The organism is Pseudoalteromonas sp. KS88 (assembly GCF_004766475.1).
Lineage (GTDB): Bacteria > Pseudomonadota > Gammaproteobacteria > Enterobacterales > Alteromonadaceae > Pseudoalteromonas.
Window position 1 is genome coordinate 66,571 of sequence record NZ_PYHV01000006.1, and the last position, 24,177, is coordinate 90,747.

Annotated in this window: 23 protein-coding genes; 13 read left to right on the forward strand and 10 right to left on the reverse strand. The window is 40.2% G+C overall.

Annotated features, from left to right (window positions below; translation table 11 throughout):
* Nucleotides 1-37: 37 nt before the first annotated feature.
* The 4 genes from rlmB to C7Y70_RS03235 all read right to left on the reverse strand — a co-directional run bounded on the left by rlmB (nt 38) and on the right by C7Y70_RS03235 (nt 5,372).
* Nucleotides 38-784 carry a 23S rRNA (guanosine(2251)-2'-O)-methyltransferase RlmB gene (gene rlmB / locus C7Y70_RS03220; protein ID WP_099296193.1) on the reverse strand — a complete coding sequence of 249 codons (747 nt, stop codon included), beginning with the start codon at nt 782-784 and terminating at the stop codon, nt 38-40.
* Complete coding sequence (rnr, locus tag C7Y70_RS03225) at nt 781-3,279, reverse strand: ribonuclease R (RefSeq protein ID WP_135473348.1); 2,499 nt, start codon at nt 3,277-3,279, stop codon at nt 781-783. Before rnr ends, rlmB begins: the two co-directional genes overlap by 4 nt.
* Nucleotides 3,280-3,399: 120 nt before the next feature.
* The gene (locus C7Y70_RS03230) at nt 3,400-4,002 is read right to left on the reverse strand and encodes a response regulator transcription factor (protein ID WP_099296191.1); all 603 of its coding nucleotides are present in this window, start codon (nt 4,000-4,002) and stop codon (nt 3,400-3,402) included.
* A 260-nt stretch (nt 4,003-4,262) separates the two neighbouring features.
* On the reverse strand, nt 4,263-5,372 hold the full coding sequence (locus C7Y70_RS03235; RefSeq protein WP_135473349.1) for a sensor histidine kinase: 1,110 nt from the start codon (nt 5,370-5,372) through the stop codon (nt 4,263-4,265).
* A gap of 312 nt (nt 5,373-5,684) precedes the next feature.
* On the opposite strand from C7Y70_RS03235, the gene C7Y70_RS03240 reads away from it, so the two are divergent.
* The 4 genes from C7Y70_RS03240 (at nt 5,685) to queG (ending at nt 9,789) form a co-directional block, all read left to right on the forward strand.
* Nucleotides 5,685-6,548: a DMT family transporter gene (locus tag C7Y70_RS03240; RefSeq protein WP_135473350.1), complete on the forward strand. Its 864-nt coding sequence runs from the start codon at nt 5,685-5,687 to the stop codon at nt 6,546-6,548.
* On the forward strand, nt 6,548-7,243 hold the full coding sequence (locus C7Y70_RS03245) for a glycerophosphodiester phosphodiesterase family protein (RefSeq protein ID WP_135473389.1): 696 nt from the start codon (nt 6,548-6,550) through the stop codon (nt 7,241-7,243). The genes C7Y70_RS03240 and C7Y70_RS03245 overlap by 1 nt, the downstream gene beginning before the upstream one ends.
* A gap of 131 nt (nt 7,244-7,374) precedes the next feature.
* Nucleotides 7,375-8,592: a methyl-accepting chemotaxis protein gene (locus C7Y70_RS03250; RefSeq protein ID WP_135473390.1), complete on the forward strand. Its 1,218-nt coding sequence runs from the start codon at nt 7,375-7,377 to the stop codon at nt 8,590-8,592.
* A 66-nt stretch (nt 8,593-8,658) separates the two neighbouring features.
* Nucleotides 8,659-9,789 carry a tRNA epoxyqueuosine(34) reductase QueG gene (queG, locus tag C7Y70_RS03255; RefSeq protein WP_135473351.1) on the forward strand — a complete coding sequence of 377 codons (1,131 nt, stop codon included), beginning with the start codon at nt 8,659-8,661 and terminating at the stop codon, nt 9,787-9,789.
* 5 nt (nt 9,790-9,794) lie between these two features.
* Here queG and C7Y70_RS03260 read toward each other — a convergent pair whose 3' ends face one another.
* The 3 genes from C7Y70_RS03260 to C7Y70_RS03270 form a co-directional block, all read right to left on the reverse strand.
* Nucleotides 9,795-10,928: a response regulator gene (locus C7Y70_RS03260; RefSeq protein ID WP_135473352.1), complete on the reverse strand. Its 1,134-nt coding sequence runs from the start codon at nt 10,926-10,928 to the stop codon at nt 9,795-9,797.
* 87 nt (nt 10,929-11,015) lie between these two features.
* Entirely contained in the window at nt 11,016-12,929 is a 1,914-nt protein-coding gene (locus C7Y70_RS03265; RefSeq protein WP_135473391.1) for an ATP-binding protein, read from the reverse strand.
* Nucleotides 12,930-13,047: 118 nt separating this feature from the next.
* The gene (locus C7Y70_RS03270) at nt 13,048-13,536 is read right to left on the reverse strand and encodes a GNAT family N-acetyltransferase (protein ID WP_099296185.1); all 489 of its coding nucleotides are present in this window, start codon (nt 13,534-13,536) and stop codon (nt 13,048-13,050) included.
* Between the two features lie 115 nt (nt 13,537-13,651).
* Between C7Y70_RS03270 and C7Y70_RS03275 the strand changes: the two genes are divergently transcribed.
* The 6 genes from C7Y70_RS03275 to C7Y70_RS03300 all read left to right on the forward strand — a co-directional run bounded on the left by C7Y70_RS03275 (nt 13,652) and on the right by C7Y70_RS03300 (nt 19,305).
* Nucleotides 13,652-14,233 carry a glutathione peroxidase gene (locus C7Y70_RS03275; RefSeq protein ID WP_135473353.1) on the forward strand — a complete coding sequence of 194 codons (582 nt, stop codon included), beginning with the start codon at nt 13,652-13,654 and terminating at the stop codon, nt 14,231-14,233.
* Between the two features lie 90 nt (nt 14,234-14,323).
* Complete coding sequence (locus C7Y70_RS03280) at nt 14,324-14,605, forward strand: peptidylprolyl isomerase (RefSeq protein WP_099296183.1); 282 nt, start codon at nt 14,324-14,326, stop codon at nt 14,603-14,605.
* Nucleotides 14,606-14,668: 63 nt separating this feature from the next.
* The gene (locus tag C7Y70_RS03285; RefSeq protein WP_099296182.1) at nt 14,669-15,247 is read left to right on the forward strand and encodes a glutathione S-transferase family protein; all 579 of its coding nucleotides are present in this window, start codon (nt 14,669-14,671) and stop codon (nt 15,245-15,247) included.
* A gap of 16 nt (nt 15,248-15,263) precedes the next feature.
* Nucleotides 15,264-15,614, forward strand: coding sequence for a DUF2750 domain-containing protein (locus tag C7Y70_RS03290; protein WP_099296181.1), 351 nt, complete (start codon nt 15,264-15,266; stop codon nt 15,612-15,614).
* 84 nt (nt 15,615-15,698) lie between these two features.
* Nucleotides 15,699-16,379, forward strand: coding sequence for a hypothetical protein (locus C7Y70_RS03295; protein ID WP_135473354.1), 681 nt, complete (start codon nt 15,699-15,701; stop codon nt 16,377-16,379).
* 355 nt (nt 16,380-16,734) lie between these two features.
* Nucleotides 16,735-19,305 carry a M1 family metallopeptidase gene (locus C7Y70_RS03300; protein WP_135473355.1) on the forward strand — a complete coding sequence of 857 codons (2,571 nt, stop codon included), beginning with the start codon at nt 16,735-16,737 and terminating at the stop codon, nt 19,303-19,305.
* Between the two features lie 79 nt (nt 19,306-19,384).
* Here the strand turns inward: C7Y70_RS03300 and C7Y70_RS03305 are convergent, their stop codons facing one another.
* Both C7Y70_RS03305 and C7Y70_RS03310 read right to left on the reverse strand, forming a co-directional pair.
* A complete protein-coding gene (locus tag C7Y70_RS03305; RefSeq protein WP_099296178.1) occupies nt 19,385-19,750 on the reverse strand; it encodes a hypothetical protein in 366 nt (121 codons plus the stop codon).
* 59 nt (nt 19,751-19,809) lie between these two features.
* Nucleotides 19,810-20,673: a hypothetical protein gene (locus tag C7Y70_RS03310; RefSeq protein WP_135473356.1), complete on the reverse strand. Its 864-nt coding sequence runs from the start codon at nt 20,671-20,673 to the stop codon at nt 19,810-19,812.
* Between the two features lie 289 nt (nt 20,674-20,962).
* Here C7Y70_RS03310 and C7Y70_RS03315 point away from each other — a divergent pair, with 289 nt between their 5' ends.
* From C7Y70_RS03315 to yjjG, 3 genes are read left to right on the forward strand one after another with little or no spacing between them, the layout of a single operon-like run.
* On the forward strand, nt 20,963-21,862 hold the full coding sequence (locus C7Y70_RS03315) for a phosphoribulokinase (protein ID WP_099296176.1): 900 nt from the start codon (nt 20,963-20,965) through the stop codon (nt 21,860-21,862).
* A gap of 58 nt (nt 21,863-21,920) precedes the next feature.
* On the forward strand, nt 21,921-22,475 hold the full coding sequence (yjjX, locus tag C7Y70_RS03320) for an inosine/xanthosine triphosphatase (protein ID WP_099296175.1): 555 nt from the start codon (nt 21,921-21,923) through the stop codon (nt 22,473-22,475).
* A complete protein-coding gene (gene yjjG, locus C7Y70_RS03325) occupies nt 22,475-23,149 on the forward strand; it encodes a pyrimidine 5'-nucleotidase (protein ID WP_135473357.1) in 675 nt (224 codons plus the stop codon). Before yjjX ends, yjjG begins: the two co-directional genes overlap by 1 nt.
* Before the next feature lie 79 nt (nt 23,150-23,228).
* Here the strand turns inward: yjjG and lpxC are convergent, their stop codons facing one another.
* Nucleotides 23,229-24,140, reverse strand: a complete 912-nt coding sequence (lpxC, locus tag C7Y70_RS03330; RefSeq protein ID WP_099296173.1) for a UDP-3-O-acyl-N-acetylglucosamine deacetylase — start codon at nt 24,138-24,140, stop codon at nt 23,229-23,231.
* Nucleotides 24,141-24,177: the final 37 nt, after the last annotated feature.

A 24,177-nucleotide genomic window follows, 5' to 3' on the forward strand; every position in this document is an offset into this window, starting at 1 on the left:
TTAAACTGACGGCTGACGGCTACAAGCTTATAGCTTTTTAAGCTTGTGTCGCATTTCTCTGGCGCAGTACTTCAAACAAACAAATGCCCGTGGCAACAGATACATTAAGACTTGAAACACTGCCTGCCATTGGTATTTTAACCAGTACATCGCAGTGTTCGCGGGTTAAACGGCGCATGCCTTCGCCTTCAGCGCCCATTACAATCGCCATTGGGCCTGTTAAGTTTGCATCAAACACATGAGTGTCAGTTTCGCCTGCCGTACCCACAACCCACACGCCAGCATCTTTTATTTCGCGCAAAGTACGAGCAAGGTTAGTCACTTGAATAAGCGGAACGGTTTCGGCAGCGCCACACGCTACTTTTCGTGCTGTACCATTGAGTTTTGCTGACTTATCTTTTGGAACGATAATCGCGTGAACACCTGCAGCATCTGCACTACGTAGGCAAGCACCTAAGTTATGCGGATCCGTAATGCCATCAAGCACCAATAAAAACGGGGTGTCTTCACGGGCAATGATCACATCAAGATCTTTTTCATTGTATGTCGGCGCCGCTTTTACATTGGCGATAATACCTTGGTGCTGCTCATCTTTTGCTTTGTTATCAAGCGCTTTACGCTGCATAAACTGTACTGAAATACCAAATTTACGTGCTTCATTAATTATCGGAGTTAAGCGCTTGTCATCACGTCCCTTAAGGGCATAAATTTCTAAAAACCGCTCAGGCTCTTTTGTTAAAATTGCTTCAACAGAGTGAAAGCCAAAAATTAATTCATTACTCACGTATTACTTGCTCCTGGGCTGGTACGTTTACGGGCATTTTTGCCGGGTCTTTTCGGCTTTTTAACAGCCTTTTTCTTAGTTTTCTTTTTGGTTACGCCATCAGTCGTCGTTTTTGCTTTGCTGCGGCTTGCAGGTTTCTTTTTACCTTTTTTAGAAGGCTGTGAATCTGCTTTACCCTTGGTGCTGGTTGATGACTTACCTTGACGCGATTCTTTTTCATCGCCTTTTTTACCAGGAATTTTTCCCGCTTTTAACTGCGAACGAACACTCGCTGGTGCGTGGCTACCTTTAGCGCCACGGCGACGCGAATAACGGTCTTGTGCCACATCACCACTTAAAGTTAAGTTAATACGGCGCTCATCCAAACTCACAGATGCAACCTGCACAGTTACTTTATCGCCTAAACGATAAACCTTATGGGTTTGCTCACCAATCAAGCAATGCTTAGCAGCATCATGTTGGAAATACTCACTGCCTAAGTTGGTGACATGGATTAAACCATCAATTTGTAAATCGTCTAAACGGATAAACAAACCAAAGTTGGTTACCGATGAAATTACGCCTTCAAACTCATCACCCACATGATCTTGCATGTATTCGCATTTTAGCCAATCAGCGACTTCACGTGTGGCATCGTCTGCACGGCGCTCAGTGGTCGAACATTGTTCGCCTAATTGATCAACTTCGTCATCACTATATACATAGTCACCGGAAGTTTGCATGCCCTGCGCTTTTAAAATACCTTTAATCGCACGGTGCACCACTAAATCAGGGTAACGGCGAATTGGTGAAGTAAAGTGTGCATATTCACCCAATGCTAAACCAAAGTGGCCGATATTATCAGCTTGATAAACAGCCTGCTTCATCGAGCGTAGCAACATGGTTTGAATAAGCTCTGCCTCAGGGCGATCCCCTAACTTAGCGAGTACATGGGTGATTTCTTTTGGCGTTGGTTCATCACTAAGCGTTGATTCAATACCAAGCTCTGACAAGAACTGCCTAAAGTTACCGAGCTTTTCGCCATCGGGCTCATCATGCACTCGATAAAGGGCGCTGGCTTCATGTTTTTCAAGCATTTTAGCCGCAGATACGTTGGCTAAAATCATACATTCTTCAATTAACTTATGTGCATCGTTACGTACCACTGGCACGATTGATTCAATTTTACGTTGGGCGTTAAATACAAAGCGGGTTTCTAATGTTTCAAATTCTATCGCACCACGCTGTTGGCGCGCCGATTTAAGTGCCATGTACATTTGCTGTAAATCAGTTAAATGCGGCACTACGGCTGCATATTCTTCGCGTAGCTTTTCATCACCTTGCAAAATGGCATTGGTTTTGGTGTAAGTTAAACGCGCATGCGAGTTCATTACGGCTTCGTAAAAACGATAACCAGATAGCTTGCCCGCCTCTGATACCATCATCTCAGCAACCATGCATAAACGGTCAACTTCAGGGTTTAGTGAACATAACCCATTAGAAAGCACTTTTGGCAGCATAGGAATAACCTGCTCAGGGAAGTACACTGAGTTACCACGTTCAATGGCTTCTTTGTTAAGCGGGGTGTTCATACCAACATAATGCGATACGTCAGCAATAGCGACCCACAAACGCCAACCACCCGACTTTTTGCGCTCACAATATACTGCATCATCAAAATCGCGGGCATCTTCACCGTCAATCGTTACTAATGGTAAATCACGTAAATCTACTCGGTTTTGCTTATCGGCTTCTTCTACAAATTCACCTAAATGAGCAACTTGTTTTTCAACCGCTTCAGGCCAAACATGTGGAATATCATGATTACGAAGTGCCACTTCAATTTCCATACCCGGCGCTAAGTGCTCACCAAGCACATCAACAACCTTGCCTACCGCATTCATATTACGGCTTGGGTTTTGGGTTATTTGCACTTGCACCATTTGGTTATGGCGTGCGCCTTTTTCTGTACCAGGTAAAATAATAATATCTTGCGTAATACGGGGATCTTCGGCCACAACGACTGCAATACCGTGTTCAACAAAATAGCGACCAACAATTGGCGCTCTTTCATTGGTCAGCACTTTAATAATGCGCGCATCACACTTACCGCCAGAGCCACGTTTAGTGCCTTTAGCTAGTACAATATCACCATGCAAAACCATGTTCATTTGGTGCTTGGCGATAAACCAATCTTTACCTTCGCCTTCGACTTCTAAAAAGCCAAACCCGTCTCTATGGCCTATGACTTTACCTTTGGTCAGGCCTGCTTCGTCAATTAAGGCATAGCATTTAAACTTATTAAAATATAGCTGACCATCGCGCTCCATTGCACGTAATCGACGCTTAAACGCAATCTGGCGCTCATCATCGTTTACAGCTAGTTCTTCACATAGCTGTTGAAAATTGGCAGGTTTTGCACGGTCTTTTATATGAGTAAGTATAAACTCACGGCTTGGGACAGGGTTTTCGTACTTTTCTTGTTCTCGACTGAGATTAGGATCTTGGTTTGACATTCACTATCTTGTTAATTGGTTATGTTGTTATTTTAACCCATAACCGAACAATGAGACAGGCAAAAGCTATGAAACTTTTAAGAAAGCCTGTGTTAGTTACATTAAAATAGCTAAAAAAGGCTACAACCAGCCTTTTTGCTTGGCTATTCGTGCCGCATCGACTCGGTTACTGGCATTTAATTTGGCTATGGCGTCTGATAAATAGTTACGCACAGTGCCCTCGCTTAAGAATAACTTTGCGGCTATCTCTGCTGTTTTCAACCCTTCACTGGCTAACTGCAATGCTTTTCGTTCTTTATCTGAAAGTGGATCGTTATCTTCAAGCGCGTTTAAGGCAAGCTCAGAATCAATCACTTTTTGCCCTGCCATCACTTTTTTTAGCGTTGCGATTAAACTGTCACTGGGTGCCTCTTTAAGGACAAATCCTTTTACTCCAGCCGCCATTGAACGTCGAATATACCCTGAACGTGAAAATGTAGTCATGATCACTACTTTAATATCAGGAAAGTCTGCATGTAATTTTTGGGCGAGCTCAATACCAGTCATGATGGGCATTTCAATATCCGTTAATACAATATCAGGCTTTAAATCGGCTATTTCTTGCAACGCTGTTTGGCCATTTGTTGCTTGCCCTATTACCTCTATACTTATATCCAAACTTAACAAAGCAGCCACTGCACCGCGGACTAAGCCTTGGTCTTCGACTAAATAAACCTTGATCATATCAGCCCTCTATTGGTTGAATATACCCAAACCACCTCAAGATGCGAGTTTCAGTTGGAATTAAAAGTGATTTAGGCAAGGCATTGATTGCAAACAATAGTGGTTCTATTGTTAAAATCAATAACGCAGTATAAATCGCTTTTAAACCAACCCGCTGGGCGTTTCACATGAACTTACTCTCATCGTTGTTACTTCTTAAAAGGGATGCCCATTCTTGCAAAGTAACGCCTTGATATTAAGCCCCTGTGAAACGCTGAATTCTACATCTTGAGGTGGTTTGGGTATAAAGGCAAACTCACATTTAACTTAAAACTTTGCCCTATTTGAATATGCGCAGAACCACCTAGCTGCTCAGCTCGCTCCTTAATGCCATTTAAGCCATTACCCATGGCTATTTTGTCGCACGCATCTGGATTAGTTATTAAAATATTAAGCTGCTCAGAAGTTTGCTCTACATCAATTTCACATTGTTTACTAACGCAATGGCGCATTAAATTTGTGACCGCTTCTTTAATAATTAAATTAGCAACGCCCTCAACAGAGGCGGGTAGCTTATCGACATCCACTTTGAATATGACGTCAAAACCATGCTCAAGTAAACGTTGATGAAGCGCATTAAGCTGGCTATGAATGTTCAGCTGCTTCAAATCGCTTACCGCATTTCTAACATCGCTGAGTAACTGCCTAGCCAACTCTGCAACCTGGTCAATTTCAGTATTTGCTTGCGCGTAACGCTCTGCATGATTAAGTTTACTTGCCAGCTCTGATTTTAGCGCAATAGACGATAACGAATGACCTAATATATCATGCAAATCACGGGCTATACGCTCTCGCTCAGCAATCGCTGCTAATTGTTCTAATTGCTGTGCACTTTCGTGTTCACGCATTTTATGAATATGCTCTTTACGCGCTGCAGCACCAAAACTAAACAGCGCAATACTTAAAATGAGTGAACCGGCTAAGAAGTATTCTGGGTTGTTTACATCGGCTAAATAAGCACTTAACAAAACGCATAAAAAAACACAGCCAATCGCAATCCACTTAGCAAATTTAGTAAAACTAAAGCCAGCGATATAAGCTGTAAAACCAAATAAAGTAGACGTCCCTGGTGTAAAAAAGCTGGCAGAAACACAGACTAAAACCATGCCAGAAAATAGTGGGGTTACATTACCCAGTTTCTTATTCACAGCAAAAATATACAGCACTATAAAAGCGATATAGAAAAGTAAGGTCACAGTGATATTTAGCGTACTTAATTGTGAAAAATTAAAAATTGTGGGTAGCAAATAAAAACCAGTAAAGAGCAAAGGTCCCCAGTTCCAAAAAGATTTAGTTTTAATATATTTATCTAACAATTTATTCAAACTCATAAAAACCTACGCTACATCCAAAAAGCAAGTGATATCATCGCAATACCCTGTGTGATATGCATCCAAAAAATTTCATAATGCTGTGCAATCTGCAAACTAAATAAAATGGCATCATTCATACATTACTCATATTAATACGGTTATTTGATAGATAAACTATCGCTTTTAATCTACACCTCGAGTAGTGTAAATTGTCACTAGTTGAGCTGACAAATGTCATATAAGCATGCTGCAATGGCAGTATTTAGCGACACGCTTGAATAAGTATTAATAAACTTGAACTCTGGATAATAAAGAAAAATAAGGGGTTGAATGCAGCCACAACAACAAAGCTTACTCTACTTGCACATTGCTGTCTTGTTATTCGGCGGTACAGCACTGTTTGCTAAATTGATTAACTTAAATGCGTTAGATATCACCGTTTATCGCGCTGCAATTGCAGCCCTTACCCTCTTACTGTTGCTCCTTATCCAAAAGAAAAACATAAAGCTTCACACAAGAAAAGATTACCTCATTGCGCTATTTTTAGGTGTCACAGTCGGTATACATTGGGTTACTTATTTTGCTGGCATGCAAATGGCGGGGATCGCTGTGGGTATGATTGCATTTTTTACTTACCCTGTAATCACCGTGTTTATAGAGCCTTTTTTTCATGGCAATAAACCGAAACTATCAGACTTAATAAGCGCAACAGTGGTTTTGCTAGGGATATATTTACTGATCCCCAGTGCTGATGTTGGCAACGATGTTACCCTCGGTGTATTAACTGGCGTAATATCGGCGTTTTTTTTCGCTTTTCGAAACATCATTCATAAGCGTTATTTTAGTCAATACGGCGGACCACAAACCATGTTTTATCAAACGGTAGTGGCAAGCCTATTGTTATGTGCTTTTATTGAAGTACCTGTGATGCAAGTGTCGCATTACGATTTAGGGCTGTTAATCGTTGCAGGTGTAATATTTACAGCCACACCGCACTCCTTGTTTGCGGCAAGTTTACAGTATTTATCGGCGGCAACGGCAGGGCTTATATCTTGTTTACAACCATTATATGGTACATTTTTAGCCTTTTTATTATTACATGAACAACCTTCATTACTGACTTTAGTCGGTGGAACTTTAGTGATCAGCGCAGCGTTTTACGAAACCTGGTCAGTGACACGGAAACACAGATGATGAAAATATTCGCTCACCGCGGTGCAAGCGGTTCATACCCTGAGAATACACAAAGTGCAATAAAAGCGGCTGTTGACATACTCGTTGATGGGATTGAAGTAGACGTTCAAAGCTGCTTAGATGATTACATGATAATTCATGATACCTGGCTCGACCGAACCACCAGCGGTCGTGGCAAGGTAAATAACTTAACGCGTGAACAGATTCAACAGTTTGACGCAGGTAATGGTGAATACGTACCAACATTGTCTCAATTACTTGATTGGGTAAACAACAGTACACTGATCAACCTAGAGCTCAAACATACCTTCTCTCTTGATAAATTTGTTACCTTGATTGAAGCCAGTGTGGCAGCGAATAAACTTTCTCGCGATAACCTTTTAGTGTCTTCTTTTGATCACCATCAACTCATGTGGCTTAAACAACAGTTACCATGGGTGAAGATTGGAGCTTTAACGGCTTCAATTCCCATTAACTATGCAGAATTTGCTCAACGACTTCATGCTTACAGTATTCATATTGATAAAAATTTTATTAACCATGAGTTTGTTGCTGATGCTAAAAAACGCGATTTACAAGTTTATGCTTACACGGTAGACAAACAAGAAGACATAGAGCAAATGCTTAGATATGGTGTCGATGGCATTTTTACTAATTACCCATGCAATACCAAAATGATTTTAAACTCACTATAATTGTTACAAGCCTAAATCGCTTTTAACTGCAACGACGCTCGCATCTTGAGGTGGCTTGGGTATATGCTTGAATTAAAATATAATTGAACGATACTGAGTAAAACACTATGCAACAGCCAAGTGGAACGTTAATGAGTGGGTATATGCGTATTTATAACTTTATAGAACAAAGCTTTTTTTTTACATTAACCCGAAAGATCATTGGTAACCTTAGTTTTGTATTTGCTTTTCAAGCTATTACACTTATATGGTTATACCAAAGCCTAACAGCTCAATCCTCTGATACGGGGTTATTTTGGCTGCTAGCGGCAGTCATTATTATCGGCTTTATCTTTACTGTTTTCTATATGCGTTTTTTAATCGTACGCCCCGTCAAAGCTATGCGTGACACATTAACGCAAATTAATCATCAAGATGCGAATCTAGCAGCTAAGTTACCACAGTTTACTTACGATGAATTTCGCGAAATTAGTGAACAATATAATGTGTTTACAACCCACTTGAGTGAACTACTTGCGACGACTTACCAAAGTGCCCAAGCTAGCGCACAAAGCAATAGCGACGTCACCCACTCGATGCAGCAAACAGCCTCTTTAAGTGAACAGCAAATTGATTTTAGCCAAACCATTACATCAGCGAGTAACCAAATCACTGATAGCTTGCAAGCAATCGTCGGTAACACTGACAGTGTGCACGAAATCAACTCAGAGCACCTAGGCTTTGTTAATCACTCAGCAAACGAATTAACAGAGCTTGTTACCCAAGTAAAAGCCATTGGTCAGGTACTTGGTAAGTTTTCAGAAACTATAGCCGGCCTAAAACAAAATAGTGAAAATATTCGTAGTATTTTAAAAATGGTTGAAGAGTTTTCAGATCAAACCAATCTACTAGCTCTGAACGCTGCAATTGAAGCTGCGCGTGCAGGTGAAGCCGGCCGAGGATTTGCTGTAGTCGCAGATGAAGTAAGAACATTATCAGTCAAAGTAAGTGATGCCACACGTCAAATCAGTGACTTTATTAACCAAATGGATTCATTAGTTGGGCAAACAAATAAAGAGTCTGAACAACTGATGGGTTACTCTAATCACGCAGAAGATACAATAAGTAAAACATCCCACGGCTTTACTCAACGACTGGTTGAATTTGAACAAAATCAGCAACAACTTCAACAAATTGTGAGTGCTGTACACTTGCTCGAAGAAACACAAAACCAGACACATCAGTCAGTTGAACAAATAGTTGAATTAGGATCGCAAGCTAAAGCGCAAATCGACATTGCTCTGGCAGACTGTCAGCAGTCACAACAACTCAGTGAACAGACCCAGCATCAACTCAAGCGTTTTGTGTAGGATCTGGTGATATTTACAAGTCATTGTGTTAAGTTACGCAGCCATTAAAAACAGTGATGTGCCCGTGTGACTAGCCAAATTTCTGATTACAAACAACTTGCCTTAGATATTAAACGATGGGGTGAAGAGCTTGGCTTTAGCGAAGTAGGCATTACCGATATTGATTTAACTAAGCATGAAGCGCAACTTCAGCGTTGGCTTGATTTAGGTTATCACGGCGATATGGAATATATGGCAGCGCATGGTACGAAACGCGCTCGCCCTGCAGAGCTTGTTCCCGGCACGCAACGGGTTATTTCGGTCAAAATGAACTACCTTCCCCCCGACGCCCGCTTTGCTAAAAACCTAAAAGAAAACAATAAAGCCTATATTAGTCGTTATGCGCTAGGTCGTGATTACCATAAATTGATGCGTAATAGGCTTAAAAAGCTAGGCCAAAAAATAGAACTCCACGTTGACCAATTAGGCTTTCGCCCCTTTGTAGACTCTGCACCTGTGTTGGAGCGCCAATTAGCTGAAAAAGCGGGGCTTGGTTGGCAAGGAAAACACAGCTTACTCATCAATAAAGAGGCTGGCTCATGGTTTTTCTTAGGTGAGCTGTTTGTTGATATTCCATTGCCAATTGACAAGCCTAATGACTTTGAAGGCTGTGGTAAATGTGTTGCATGTATAACCCTTTGCCCAACAGGAGCCATTGTTGAACCCTATTTAGTTGACGCACGTAAATGTATTTCATATCTAACCATTGAATTGCAAGGACCAATCCCTGAACAATACCGTGCGTTATTGGGTAATCGTGTTTATGGCTGTGATGACTGCCAATTAGTGTGCCCATGGAACCGCTACGGCCAGATTACCGATGAAGCTGACTTCCACCCACGAAAACAACTAAAAGACAAAGAGTTACTTGAGCTATTTGCATGGGATGAAACAACGTTCTTAAATAACACAGAAGGAAGTCCAATACGTCGTATAGGCCATCAACGTTGGCAACGAAATCTAGCTGTAGGGTTAGGCAATGCAAACTTTGATCAGCGTATCATTGATGCGCTTAATGACGCCCGCCAAGATGCAACTGAGTTAGTTCAAGAGCATATCGACTGGGCACTGGCACAACAGTTAAAAAAACAAAAACAACTTCGCAAAACAGCTCGTTTAATTCGCATTGTTGAAAAAGGGCTTCCGCGAGACGCGTAAAACATTTAATCCTTACTGGTCAATAATGCAAGATCTTGTTCAATCTCGTTGAATGCTTTTTTAACATCCTGTACTGCTTCTGCTCGAGCAACTGAGTTCTGAATTGTCTGATCTACTTTTTGATAAATAAAGACCTCTTGATCCTCATCTAACCCCATGCTTGGAATACGCTCTTCTAACTCCTCTTGCAACTGTTTAAAAACAGCTTCATTGCTTACACGGTTAGTATTAAGTAAATCGATCAGATCATGAAATTTTCTATGAAGCATTTCAGCAACATCATTAAATTTAGCTTGTTGAGACTCTAATTTCTGCCGAGTTAATATTGCGCGGAATTGCTGTTCAGTCACACTGACTAAAAAGCAAACATGGTCACGAATACGGCCATGTTTGTCAGGATCATGATCCGGCATATTTAAAATGAGCATACTGATCAATTCGTAATTAACTAAAATGCGGTGAGAAAACTCATGCAACCGCCCTTTATTTTTAAGCATATCAAATAGCTCAATCACAATCGGAGAACAATTACCATATGATGCAAAGTGCTCTGGCGGCGCATCATCAAATCTAAACTCTAGATTACTTTGTAAATCAAAACTCTTGAGGCAACTTACCAATGCACGCCCAAGCTCTGGCACATTATCAATTAACGCAATACTCTCTATATAATTAACGATTTGCCCCATTTCACTGCTATTGGCCATCGCATTAAAAGCGGTAGACGTTGCATCTTCAACCTGTTGTTCTAAGTTTTCCTTTTCCAAAATCACTTGGTTTAAGTGCTTAAGCTTTGCTTTGAGCTCATTCTGCCCAAATGGCTTAACAATGTAATCTTCAGCCCCTACAGAGTACCCTTCCATACGCTCTTCAACAGTACCTCTGGCTGAAACAAACATAACTATAATATGAGCTGTATTAGGGTTATCTTTTAAGGCTTTACAAACCTCATAACCATTCATTTTAGGCATGCTTACATCCAGTAAGATAACCTGCGGTGCAAAATCTTCCACAACAGCTAAACACTCAGGTCCACTGCTTGCTAATTTTAATTCAAACTGTAAGTCTTCTAATATCTCTTCAATAATTTCAAGATTATAAGGCTCATCATCTACAGCTAAGACTCTCGTTACAGACATAATAATTTATCATCCATTTTCATTACATGTTAATAGTTTAGTACCTATACTCATTCTTACAACAAGACTATTATATTTGTTTATTGTTTAATCTATATTCACAATTTTTAAAGGCAACATAATGCGAATTGTCGTGCCCCCTAACTCATTGTTATGTGCCGAGATAGTCCCTTTATGAAGGGAAATAAACTCTCGGCACAGTGCAAGCCCAAGCCCGGTACCACCCGACCCATTATCGGTTTTACTGCTTTGTACAAATTTAGAAAAAACATGTTCTAACTCTTCTTCAGGTATTCCTACACCACTGTCTATCACTTCTATCACGGCCATATCCTGCACAAGATTAAGCGTTATAGTGATAACACTGTGCGAATTACTAAACTTTAATGCATTGCCTAATATGTTTCGCAGTAGTTGGTTTATTTGCTCTTCATCACATTGCGCCGAAACTTGCGTTACAGGGGGCTCGTATCTGATGTCGATACCCTTTTCCATTGCTGTACCTGACACATCATCAATCGCTGTTTTAATAATATAGCTGAGTTCATGTTCTTTAGGATTAAATGGAAATTTACCTACATCTAACTTAGATAAATCAAGTAGGTTATTTAATAATGAAAGTAAGCGCTCCCCACTGGACTCAATTCGAGTAAAATACTTAAGTAATTTATCGACCGCTAGCTCGCCTTTTTTAAGCTTATCCAAGCCAAAGCGTGCAAAACTGAGTATTGAGTGCATAGGTGTTCGCAGCTCATGAGACATGTTTGCTAAAAACTCTGACTTACTGTGGTTTGCCGCTTCTGCCAAGTTTTTAGCGTGCTCCAACTGTGATGTTCGCGCCCTAACCTCTTCCTCAAGCATATCTTTGGCTTCGAGTAACAAATCTTCTTTTTGTTTTAGGTGCGTTACGTTTTTAAAAATAACAGCTAATGCAATTTCACCATGGTGATCAATTTCGTTAAATGAGCCAACTAATGGAATGCCAATTCCCTCCTCTCTGGGCAAATACAAATCGCAACTAAATTGGCGGTTAACATTAAGCGTAGAAACCTTTTTGCTAATTTCGTCAGCAGAAGGCTTATCCAATAAATTAAACACATTGAGCCCCTGAAAATCGTTACTCGCTATGCTAAATAACGAGCAGCATGCATCATTGGCCTCTATAATCTTGCCATCACGTTCGAAGAGCATGATCGCATCAGGTGTGTGCTTATAAATGACCCTCAGTAGGCTGTCTTTTTCGATTAATGCATCAACCGTGTCTTGAAGCCGCTCAACCAGCTCAGTATTGTGCCGCTTTAATAACTCTGTTTGCCAGAGTTTATGAACTGACTGCAATAACGCATTCTCATCAATGGGCTTAACTAAAACATCTTCAACCCCTTGGCGTATTGCTTCAATCATCGATACTTGATTAGGCTTCGAGGTAAATAGTAAACAACGGCATTGCGGCTGAATTTGCTTCATTTTCGCAAATATTTCGAGGCCAGAGCCATCTGGTAGGCTAAAGTCGCTTAGCAAAAGGTCAAATTTATGCTTTTGTGCTGATGCGATTGCTTCTTTGTAGGTATTGGCTGATATTGTTTGTATATGTGCCCCAATAAGGCTACTTTTCACTTTTTCAAGCCGTTCAGGTAGGTGATCAACTAGCAACACTACCGGCAGCTGTAGAATATAATCAGGGCCGAGATCTAATATACTTTCAAGTAATGAACTAATCTCTTTATTCGCAAAGAAAGGGTAAATAACGACAGCATTGGGAATGAGCTGATTTAACTCGCTAAATGCATTTAATTGATCACCGTTTTCAGCCTTTGGCGCCAAAAGTAAATAGTTTTTATTAGTTACTTTATGAAGAAACGAATTAACTACATTAAGCGGAACCCCGTGAGCGATAACCGTTAAATCATAATAATCATAAACAATGTCTTCGCTTAGCATTGAGTAATGCACAAGATCAACGTCGCACTGGATCAGCTCTAGTAAAACCTTTAACCGCATTGCTATAACACTGCTACTATCGACAATTAAAATTTTACGCACACTCGATCCTTCTTATGAATAAACTATATGTAAAAGCGTAGCTTAAAAATATAGATTTAACATAAATGTGTACTTTTTAATCTAATCGCTTACCTAATATAGAAAGGCTGTAAGTATTTCCGTCCATGATTGCTACGTTTGGCAACAAGCCCCATTGCTCATAAGCAAACTTTTGGAACAAATAAATACTGGGTAAATTATGACTGAATATGAAAGCTAGTAGGACTTTTATATCTAGTTCTTTTGCTTTGTGCTCTGCAAAAGTTAGCAACTTCTTACCTAACCCCTGCCCTTGGACTGATGAGGTGATATAGATACTTATTTCGACGGTGCCATCATAAGCAGGACGGCCATAAAAAGACTTATAACTAAGCCATGCAACAACAGTGTTGTCTTGCTCGTACACGTATATTGGTCGTTTATTGGTATGGCCTTCAAACCATGCTTGTTTCTCTGATACACTCACCGGCTGCGTATCTGCTGTTACCATCCGACTTGCTATTGTTTCATTATAAATCGCTACAATCGCCGGTAAGTCATTTTTATTAGCAATTCGAGTTATCATAAGGTTTACTTATTGTTGATCTGTTTATTGCATAGTAACGTAACATTTGCAGTGACTCTAGCGCAAAGCGATGGCTTAATTACTCGCATTATACGTACCTTAAAGGAATCTAAAAATGATAAAAAACATACTACTGAGTACCGCAATAATTAGTTTTAGCCTACTGGCTAACGCAGAATCGATACAAGCCACTAATTCGCAAAACGTTGAGCAAGGCTGCAATGACTTCACCAATGTCAGCATGCGTAAATTACGCTCAAAGCAAACATTAGATTTATGCCAATTTAAAGGCAAACCATTATTGATTGTAAATACGGCAAGTAATTGCGGGTTTACCTCTCAATTCAAAGGATTAGAAGAGGTTTATCAGAAGTATCAAGATCAAGGTTTAGTAGTGCTAGGTTTTCCATCTGATGATTTTTTTCAAGAAGAAGACGATGAGAAAGATGTCGCAAAGGTCTGTTATATTAATTATGGTGTAACCTTTCCAATGTTTGCCACAAGTGAGGTACGTGGTAGTGATGCCAATCCTATTTTTAAGCACTTGAATGAGCAAACCAGCTCACCTAACTGGAACTTTTATAAATACGTTGTATCGGCAGATCGTACTAAAGTTGAGCGCTTCAACAGTAAAACAAAGCCAAATTCAGAAGAGTTAACTCAAGCAATTGAACTTGCTATTACCAAGATTCAATAAATTTATACTAGTACTAATGGTTGAATATAGACTAGACTAGAAAGCATACAATTTTGTTTGAAAAACAATACAATTTTACCGGGAGATTTTATGACAGTAGCAAGTGCAAGACACATATTAGTTGATAGCGAAGCGCAGTGTTTAGATTTAAAAGAAAAGATTGAACAAGGCGAAGATTTTGCCGAGTTAGCAAAAGCACATTCAAACTGTCCTTCTGGTCAAGATGGTGGTGCACTGGGTGAGTTTGGTCCTGGTATGATGGTACCTGAGTTCGACAAAGTCGTATTTTCAGCGCCAATCAATCAAGTTCAAGGGCCTGTTCAAACTCAGTTTGGTTTTCACCTACTTGAAGTAACAAGCCGCACAGAATAAAAGAGTCTGTACAAATTAAAACATATAAAGCCGCTCATGCGGCTTTATTTTTAAGGATTGAAAATGCAGCTAATAGGTTCAACTACTTCGCCTTACGTTCGTCGTATACGAATATGGGCTTTACTTCATGACCAGCCTTTGGAGTTTACTAATTTAAATATTTTCTCAGAGGAAGATCGCCAAGTACTCATCAATAATAACCCTGCTCGTAAAGTACCGATACTAATTGATAATGAACAAACCATCACCGACTCAAACTCTATCATGCGTTATTTACTCGTCAAACATCAATGTGCACCACTGAATTGGCAACAAGAGGGTCTACTCACTATTATCAACGCCTGCAACGATTCGTTAGTCGAGCTTTTACTTTGTCAGCGCTCTGGGTTTGATACCAGTGAAGATAAATTATTTTTTAATCTCCAAAACGAACGCATTGTTGAAACATTAAGCTATTTAAATAGTCATTTAACTGATGAGCAATTTATTAGCTGTGATTGCCTTGCCATCAGTTTATACTGTTTGCTTGATTGGATAGTCTTTCGCGAACTAACAGAGCTTACGCCTTTTACGGCCTTAGTTGATTTTTATCAAAATTTTGCTCAACAAGAGTGCGTAAAGCAAACCGATCCTAGAATTTAACATAAAGGATAAACACATGAGCGATATCGAAATTGAATCAGAACTAGTTAGTTTTGTAGAAAAAGCACGTCAAACTGAACAGGTTTGGGCGCTAGGCGCAGAAGATGGCGGCTTTGTTGTTTGTGAATCTAACCAGTTTGAGAACACCGATGTGTTGCTCCTGTGGGAGAGTGAAGCAGCAGCAAAAGCGCAATGCAAAGAAGAGTGGACTGATTACAGCCCTGTCGAAATTAACCTTGACGAATTCTTAGATGATTGGGTTGAAGACCTAAAAGAAGACGATGCATTGATTGGCCTAAATTGGAATGATGACCAAGTTTGTGTTGAAATTGAGCCCGTAGGACTTGCTCGAGCGTTAAGCGAATAACTTTAGTAAAATCTTCACGCTAGTTTATTTGCTTAGTAAAATTTGCTATAAACTAGCGCAAATATTTACTTTCAGGGTATTACGTTGAAATCCCATCTAGGTCGGCGTCCATTTTCTGCAATGGAATTACATACCCTCTCTCATGGGTATATTTATGGTGATCATCGTCTCCCCCGAGAACAGCCAAAACATTGGCATTTTTGGCTGCCTTTACTGGCCTACTATACAGGTGCATATAGCGACGAAATAGGCCACTTACAATTAACAGATATAGTCAAGCATGATGGCCATTTATGCTTTGATTTTCATACCCATGGAAAAATAAAGCATCGTATAGTACCTGTTCACAAAGCTTTATTGGAAGCTGGCTTAGCAGATTACATTACATTATTAAAACAACGTAATGAAACACGACTGCTGTTTGACTTACCTTCAAAGTCAGGACGGTATAGTGAAAAAGTACGTATTTGGTTCTCTGGTGAAGGCGAACGTGCTGGCTACCTACAAAAATGTGATATCCCTACCGTTGATCAGCTTGGAATGAAAACCGCGATGAGCAGTCTACGGCTCAACTTTGAGCAACAGATTCGTATTTTTGCCATGCAAGCAAACTCCAAAGATGCTTTTAATTACTTGATGGGCTTTATTGACTATCCAGAAGACTCCTTTGCTAACATTCAGTTGTTAGACACTGTGTTGCAACAAGTACGGAATATTAACCCTCATGTTCATTGGGAACGCTTTACTGCCCGCTTAAGCGCCTGACAAACTTTGTTACTATCTAGTCCATTACTCTGTCCGTTAAAACTGCTAGGATGTATACCCAAGCCACCTCAAGATGTGAGTTTCAGTTGGAGTTAAAAGTGGTTTAGGCAAGGCATTGATTGCAAATAATGGTTGTTCCCTTGTTAAAATCAATAACGCAGTATAAATCACTTTTAAACCAACCCGCTGGGCGTTTCACAGGAACTTACTCTCATCGTTGTTACTTTTTAAAAGGGGCTGCCATTGTTGCAAAATAACGCCTTGATATTAAGCCCCTGTGAAACGCTGAATTCTGCATCTTGAGGTGGCTTGGGTATAATCGAAAAATTCTAACAAGAACAGTTCAGGGACTCTTATGTTTATAAAAAGCTTACTCACGCTTAGTGTGGCTATTGCAGTAAATGCAGCTCATGCTAATGAATACGTTATCGAAAAACTCGCCAAGCCAAGTTCTCAACAGGTTTCACTGACCTTAGATCCAGCTCAAGATACCTTTAGTGGTCAAACCGAAATAGCGCTAGAAGTGCTTAAGCCGACTAAGTATATTGAGCTCAATGGTGTTGACTACGCAACCCAGATGGTGCAATTACTGGGTAAAGAAAACTGTGACCTAAATGCTCAAATGCTAAAAACTGGTAAAGTAAAACTTGCTTGTGAGCATCAAATTCAACCTGGTAAATACATCTTAAAAATTGATTTTACAGCCCCTTATAACCGAAAAAGTGTAGGGTTATATAAAACAATTGATCAAGGCACACCTTATTTGTTTACACAATTTGAAATGAGTGACGCTCGTCGTGCATTTCCAGTATTTGATGAGCCAAGTTATAAAATTCCGTTTCAGTTGACCATCACAGCCCCGAGTTCACAAAAAGTTTATGCCAATACGCCAGAACTAAAAACCACTATAAATGGCGATATGACGACGCACTATTTTGATAAAACACCACCAATTCCATCATACCTTGTTGCGATGGCTGTCGGGCCATTTGAAGAACGTGAAGTCAAAGGCATGCCTATCCCTGGGCGTATAATTACACCTCAGGGAAAAATACATTTAGCCGAATATGCTGAACAAAATATGCCTCGCGTATTAGCAGCACTTGAAGAGTATTTTGGTAGCCCCTACGTTTATAAAAAGCTGGATTCTGTTGCAGTACCTGAATTCCCGTTTGGCGCAATGGAAAACTCAGGCCTTGTTACCTACCGTGAAGACATTTTATTGGTCGACCTTGCAACTGCAACACGCAGTAAAAAGCAACGCAACGTGTCTATAATAGCCCACGAACTTGCACACCAATGGTATGGTAACTTGGTTACTATGAAATGGTGGAATGACTTATGGTTGAATGAAGCATTTGCAAGTTGGATGGCCGCTAAAATCACCGCACAGTTAAACCCTGAATTTGAATCACACTTAGATTTACCACAAAATCGAGTAATGGCGCTAGACGCTCGTTTAAGCACAAAACCCATTCGCAAACCAATTAAAACAGAAGCTGACATTATGGACGGCCTAGGCCTTGCTTATAGTAAAGGCAGCGCTGTGCTTTCAATGGTTGAGAACTGGATTGGTGAGGATGCATTTCAAAAAGGTATTCAAACCTATTTGAAGAAATTTTCTTACAAAAATGCAGAAGCAGCTGACTTATGGCAAGCCTTAGGTGATGCCTCAAATAAAGATGTGGCAGGTGTATTAAAATCATTTATTGAGCAATCATCGTTCCCGCTTATTAAAGTAAGTCAGCAAGGTAAAATAATTACGATAAACCAAAGTAGATTCACTAATGCGGGTGTTGATGCGCCTAAACAATTATGGAATGTACCCGTTGCAATTAAGTATGGTGCGGGTGATAAAGTAAGAACAGCCAATGTACTGCTTAACCAAGAAACACAAAAAATCGAACTAGACTTTACTCCTGAGTGGATCTACCCAGATCAAGGCGCTTTGGGTTATTACCGCTGGGTGCTAGACGATAATCAATTTGCTGCTTTGATTGATAATGCAGCCGAGCAATTAACTGTACGCGAACGTCTTGCTTTATTATCAGCTGCGGATGCACTTTTAGATGCGGGTGTAATTTCTGCTGCACATCTAATGCAAACACTTGAAACCTTTGTTAGCGACAAACATCCACGTGTTGCCAGTACTGCATTGGGATACCTAGCATCACAGAAACGCACATTTGAAGATGAAAGTAATAAAGAGTTGTGGCCTACCTTTATTCGTAAAAGCATTTCACCTGCGGCTAAACAATATAGCTTAACAGCTAAAGTAAATGAGGATGCTGCCATTGCTCAACTACGCTCTCAAGTTGTTTCGCGTCTTGGTTTTGATGGCGAAGATCAAAGTGTAATAAATACTGCAAAAGCGCAGGCACAGGTTTATCTAAATAATCCTGAAAAAGTAGACCCTTACTTAGCCTCTACCTATTTAAGTTTAGCGGCATTTCATGGTGATAAAAACCTTTTAGACGACTACATCAAGACCTTTAAAACCACCAAAGACCCACAAGTGCGAACTAAAATGCTTGCTGCGATGAGCTATTTTGGCAACCCTGAATTACAAACTAGGGTGCTTAATTACAGTTTAACGGATGATGTAACTGCATCTGACATGCGTACAATTATGTCTGGTCAAAAGTACACTAGCGCCCGCGACGCACTCTTTATTGAATGGATATATGCAAACTACGACAAAGTGGTTGCTAATTTACCGCCGTTCTTTGTGCCTAACCTCCCGTATTTTACAACGTCAGGATGTGATGCAAGTAGCTTAAAGAAAACCAACTCATTCTTTAGTGACAAAATCGCTGATGTCCCAGGTTATGCGCGAACGTTAAGTAAACTATCAGAAAGTGTAGACAATTGCATAGCGCTTAAAGAGCGAGAGCTGGCTTCAGTAAACAGCTTTTTAAAACGTTAATTTATACCAACAACAAAAAACGGCAAGTGATTTACTTGCCGTTTTTTTATATCTATTACTTACTATCAATAAGCTCAAGCTAGCCGTTTATAATTTTTACTAATTGAGTTATAAATGTTTTAGCACCTTCAACGCTTGTCATTTTAAAGCCAATACCGTAATGAATAGGGTTTGCACTTTTAAAGATACGCGTCGGAAAGCGGGTCATCTCACTGCTGTGAAAAAAACCTGCAATTCGGCTTACTCCATCTATTGCATTAAAATCATCGCTAAACACTTCAAGTGCAGGACGCAGCACTAATTTTGTCTGCCCACCTTCAACATGTAAATAAATCGCCTCTTTTGAATTAGGTAGCATGTATTCAGAGATATTTTTTATCTTAAAGTTACTACGGCATGCCAATGCAACAAGTTGTTCGTTAATTTGCTCAGGTGTAACTGTCATGGATATCCTTTATTCTCAGTAGATTGTTAGTTATCTGTTTTTTACAACTAGCCCCTAAGCTATTTACTGCACACAAACGCAAGCTGTTCATTATTATAACTTAAACGGGTTATCTGCGTGCTGCAATAAGGTGTCAAATCAAGCCACAAAGATACACTGTCAGGCTCACTGACGCTTCGTTTATAAATACGATTATGGAGTGAGTAAATAACGGTATCATCATTGGTAAATGCATAATCTTGTACATTATCAGGTAAACGAAATATATCACTGACAGCTTGAGTACTCGGGTCGTAGCTGGCTAGCCAGTTCTTACCTTCTTTATTGTAGCTAAAAGTAAATGCAGACAATGTTGCGTTAAACGTAAGTGTTCGACCTATATCTTTTGCAACTACGTTACCTTTAGCAGCTGCCACTTTGGTGTATTGTAGTGTATGTGGTTCGCCTAAAATAAACATCACCACATCATTATCGCGTCCCCATGCATGGTAACCAACGGGCTCTATCCATTCAAAAATGCGGCTTGGCTGTTCGTTTGACTCTAGCGGATATTGCCATAACTTTTGCTGACCACTCGACTCTACGACAATCGAGGACAATGCATCACCCGACGGGGTTAAAGTCGGCGAATATTCGCTAACTGGACTATTCGTGAGGTTATAACTTTGCTGATCCGCAAAACTGTAAAATACTAAATCAGTTTGACTCTCCCCTTGATCTTTAACTTCTTGGGTAAAATAAATGCCTTTTTCAGTCAACAGGGGTTGGTTATTGTAACGGTCTGCTGATGTAACACGGCTTACCTGTAAACCGTATTCAGTATTTAAGGTTGCGAGTAATATTTCACTTTTCGGCATCGCGCTGTTTGCGACTAATGGTAATAACAGTGCCGTAAAGGCAAGTCCTTGTCGTACTAAAGTCAATTTTATTGCCTCTTTGGTTATTATTATGGGTTCTATCATAGCGCTATTTTGGGACAATTCCCAAATCTGTTGTTCATAACCCTATTCAAGTTTCTTCTCCTCTGCTTTTATAATAGCGCGGGGTTATTCATCGTTATTTTTAAGTTCAAGGCTTTATTTTAATAAACACTGTATAGTCAGTGGGTTGAGCTGTGCTGGTGTACATAATAAATTCACTTAGTTATATGCTACTTGACCTACCCCCTTGCTACACTTTATAACTAGGGGGCTACTTAAAACGAGAATAACTATGTCAGCTAAACACCCTATCATTGCAATCACAGGTTCATCTGGTGCGGGAACCACCACCACAACAAATGCCGTGAAGCATATTTTTCGCAGCTTAAATATTGCCGCTGCTTTTATAGAAGGCGATAGTTTTCATCGCTATACACGTCCAGAAATGGATAAAAAAGTACGCGAAGCACAGCAAGAAGGTAAACATATTAGTTACTTCGGCCGTGAAGCAAATGACTTTGGCGCACTAGAAGATCTGTTTAGTAACTACGGTGAAACAGGAGCAGGTAAGTTACGCCGATACTTGCATACCTTTGACGAAGCCGTGCCATACAATCAGTTACCCGGTACCTTTACACCATGGCAAGAGCTTGAAAGCAATACTGACATTTTATTCTATGAAGGATTACACGGGGGAGTTGTAGATCAAGATCACGATGTAGCCAAACATGTTGATTTACTTATTGGCATGGTCCCTATTATTAATCTTGAGTGGATCCAAAAACTAATCAGAGACACATCTGAGCGTGGCCATTCTCGAGAAGCGGTGATGGGTTCTATTGTGCGCAGTATGGATGACTATATTAATCACATTACACCACAATTTTCTCGCACTCATATAAACTTTCAACGCGTTCCGACAGTTGATACGTCTAACCCTTTTAGCGCCAAAGATATTCCTTCGCTGGATGAAAGCTTTGTAGTGATTCGTTTTCGGGGAATTGATGATGTAGACTTTCCGTATTATCTACAAATGATTGAAGGTAGTTTTATGTCGCGAATAAACACCTTGGTGGTACCGGGTGGAAAAATGGGATTAGCAATGGAATTAGTATTAACCCCACTTATTAAAGATATCATTTTAAAGAAACGCGCCCTTGCAGACTTATCACCCATTGATATACCGATTTAAAATATACTTTTAATACAATTAAAGTACACTACTGCTTTGCAACGTAAAGGAGTAGTGTATGAACTCTCATACCCAAATACTAAACATTATTGTTGGCTCAAAAAACCCAGTTAAAATCAATGCAGCCAAACACATTTTCACTGCATTTTTCCCTGAGCACGAAATCAAGTGCATCGGCATACACGCCCCTTCTCAAGTACCAGATCAACCCATAGGCGAAGACGAAACTCGTATTGGAGCGCAAAATCGCGTAGCGTATGCACAACAACATCATCAAGCTGATTTTTATGTCGCTATGGAAGGAGGCGCTGCCAAATTTAGTTACGGACCTGCAACCTTTGCCTTTGTGGTTATCGCCGATTCAGCAACCCAAAGTATTGGGCGCAGCTGCAATTTACCCCTGCCCCAAGTGCATTATAATGCATTGTTAGAGGGCCAAGAGCTTGGCGATGTAATGGATGATGCGTTCAATACTACAAACATCAAGCAACAAGGTGGCGCAATTGGCTTATTAACAAATAATCATGCAACACGCCAAAGCACCTATACTCAAGCGCTTACACTGGCTATGGCGCCCTTTCTACATCCTGAACTTTACAAAAAGGAGGTGTAATGAAATACACCCATGTTTTATTTGATGCCGACGAAACGTTATTTAGTTTCAATGCATTCGAAGGCCTCAGACGTATGTTCGCAACCCGCGATGTAGATTTTACTCAGGCAGATTATGCCCACTACCAACTAACGAATAAGTCTTTATGGCTTGATTATCAAAATAATAAAATTTCTGCAACGCATTTACAAATCACCCGATTTAGTGAGTGGGCCGATAAGCTTAACGTGCCTGCGCAACAGCTTAATAATGATTTTTTAACTGCGATGGCTGAAATTTGTGAGCCTTTGCCAGGCGCTAAAACGCTGCTTAAAAAGCTAAAACCGCACGCTAAGTTAGGTATTATTACCAATGGCTTTACTCAACTACAAGCGCGTCGTTTGGAACACACTGGCTTAAAGGATATGTTCGACTGGCTAGTCATATCTGAGCAAGTAGGAATTGCAAAACCCGCGGTTGAAATCTTTGATCACACCTTTAAATTAATGGGTAACCCTAATAAAGAAAATATTTTAATGGTTGGCGATACTGCAAGCAGCGATATCCTAGGCGGTATGAATGCTGGTATTGATACCTGTTGGTTGCAACACCCAGGGTTTGAATTACCGCCAGCAATTACGCCTACGTATAAAATTACTGAGTTGGTGCAATTACAGCGCTTATTGGAACTGTAAGAGCTGCGAGTTGTTAAAAGTTAAGCAAAAAAAATGACGCTATTAAGCGTCATTTTTTATAACTGTATAGTACAAGCAATTAAGCTGTGGCTACTTCTAAGCCTGGTGCTGGCATAGTTACAGGCGTTTCAAATGTTGCCCACTCCCATGCTGACTCAGTTGCCATGATTTTGCGAAGTAGTTTATTGTTTAAGTCGTGACCCGATTTATAGGCAGTAATTTTACCTAACATGTTGTGGCCAGTCATAAACATATCACCAACACAGTCTAATATTTTATGCTTAACAAATTCATCGCTGTAACGCAGGCCATTTGGGTTAAGTACTTTAAACTCATCCAATACAACTGCGTTATCCATGCTGCCACCCAGAGCTAGGTTATTAGCATGCATGTACTCAATATCTTTCATAAAACCAAATGTACGTGCACGACTGATCTCTTCAGTAAAGCTTTGTGCCGTAATATCTAAACCAATACGTTGGCGGCTTTCATTGATTGCAGGGTGATCAAAGGCAATTTCAAAGTCGATATGAAAACCATCATACGGTTCAATCTCGGCCCATTTATCACCTTCTTCAATACGTACTTTTTCTTTGATACGAATAAAGCGTTTAGCAACTTTTTGCTCTTCAATCCCGCCTTTTTGTAACAAGTATATAAATGGTAATGCACTACCATCCATAATAGGCACTTCTGAGCTGTCTAATTCTACAATTAGATTATCAATCCCCATTGCTGCTACCGCTGCAATAAGGTGCTCAGTCGTAGATAAGCGAACACCATCTTTATTTGTTAAACAGGTACACAACTGCGTATCACCAACGGCTTCAGGTGTTGTTTCAAAATCAACAACCGGATCAAGGTCGACACGACGAAATACAATCCCAGTATTTGCGCTCGCAGGTCGGAGAGTTATTGTGACCTTCTCACCTTTATGAAGTCCAATTCCTATGGCTTTGACTACTTCTGCAATCGTACGCTGTTTAATCATAGGTTCGCTCACTTATAGTTACAGTTAGACGGCGGAT

What these genes read in the sequence shown, in the direction of transcription:
- rnr (WP_135473348.1), bottom strand. Translation starts at nt 3,279, where the DNA reads ATGTCAAACCAAGATCCTAATCTCAGTCGAGAACAAGAAAAGTACGAA.
- C7Y70_RS03230 (WP_099296191.1), bottom strand. Translation starts at nt 4,002, where the DNA reads ATGATCAAGGTTTATTTAGTCGAAGACCAAGGCTTAGTCCGCGGTGCA.
- C7Y70_RS03235 (WP_135473349.1), bottom strand. Translation starts at nt 5,372, where the DNA reads ATGAGTTTGAATAAATTGTTAGATAAATATATTAAAACTAAATCTTTT.
- C7Y70_RS03240 (WP_135473350.1), top strand. Translation starts at nt 5,685, where the DNA reads ATGCAGCCACAACAACAAAGCTTACTCTACTTGCACATTGCTGTCTTG.
- C7Y70_RS03245 (WP_135473389.1), top strand. Translation starts at nt 6,548, where the DNA reads ATGAAAATATTCGCTCACCGCGGTGCAAGCGGTTCATACCCTGAGAAT.
- C7Y70_RS03250 (WP_135473390.1), top strand. Translation starts at nt 7,375, where the DNA reads ATGAGTGGGTATATGCGTATTTATAACTTTATAGAACAAAGCTTTTTT.
- C7Y70_RS03260 (WP_135473352.1), bottom strand. Translation starts at nt 10,928, where the DNA reads ATGTCTGTAACGAGAGTCTTAGCTGTAGATGATGAGCCTTATAATCTT.
- C7Y70_RS03265 (WP_135473391.1), bottom strand. Translation starts at nt 12,929, where the DNA reads ATGCGGTTAAAGGTTTTACTAGAGCTGATCCAGTGCGACGTTGATCTT.
- C7Y70_RS03270 (WP_099296185.1), bottom strand. Translation starts at nt 13,536, where the DNA reads ATGATAACTCGAATTGCTAATAAAAATGACTTACCGGCGATTGTAGCG.
- C7Y70_RS03275 (WP_135473353.1), top strand. Translation starts at nt 13,652, where the DNA reads ATGATAAAAAACATACTACTGAGTACCGCAATAATTAGTTTTAGCCTA.
- C7Y70_RS03280 (WP_099296183.1), top strand. Translation starts at nt 14,324, where the DNA reads ATGACAGTAGCAAGTGCAAGACACATATTAGTTGATAGCGAAGCGCAG.
- C7Y70_RS03285 (WP_099296182.1), top strand. Translation starts at nt 14,669, where the DNA reads ATGCAGCTAATAGGTTCAACTACTTCGCCTTACGTTCGTCGTATACGA.
- C7Y70_RS03290 (WP_099296181.1), top strand. Translation starts at nt 15,264, where the DNA reads ATGAGCGATATCGAAATTGAATCAGAACTAGTTAGTTTTGTAGAAAAA.
- C7Y70_RS03300 (WP_135473355.1), top strand. Translation starts at nt 16,735, where the DNA reads ATGTTTATAAAAAGCTTACTCACGCTTAGTGTGGCTATTGCAGTAAAT.
- C7Y70_RS03305 (WP_099296178.1), bottom strand. Translation starts at nt 19,750, where the DNA reads ATGACAGTTACACCTGAGCAAATTAACGAACAACTTGTTGCATTGGCA.
- C7Y70_RS03315 (WP_099296176.1), top strand. Translation starts at nt 20,963, where the DNA reads ATGTCAGCTAAACACCCTATCATTGCAATCACAGGTTCATCTGGTGCG.
- yjjX (WP_099296175.1), top strand. Translation starts at nt 21,921, where the DNA reads ATGAACTCTCATACCCAAATACTAAACATTATTGTTGGCTCAAAAAAC.
- yjjG (WP_135473357.1), top strand. Translation starts at nt 22,475, where the DNA reads ATGAAATACACCCATGTTTTATTTGATGCCGACGAAACGTTATTTAGT.
- lpxC (WP_099296173.1), bottom strand. Translation starts at nt 24,140, where the DNA reads ATGATTAAACAGCGTACGATTGCAGAAGTAGTCAAAGCCATAGGAATT.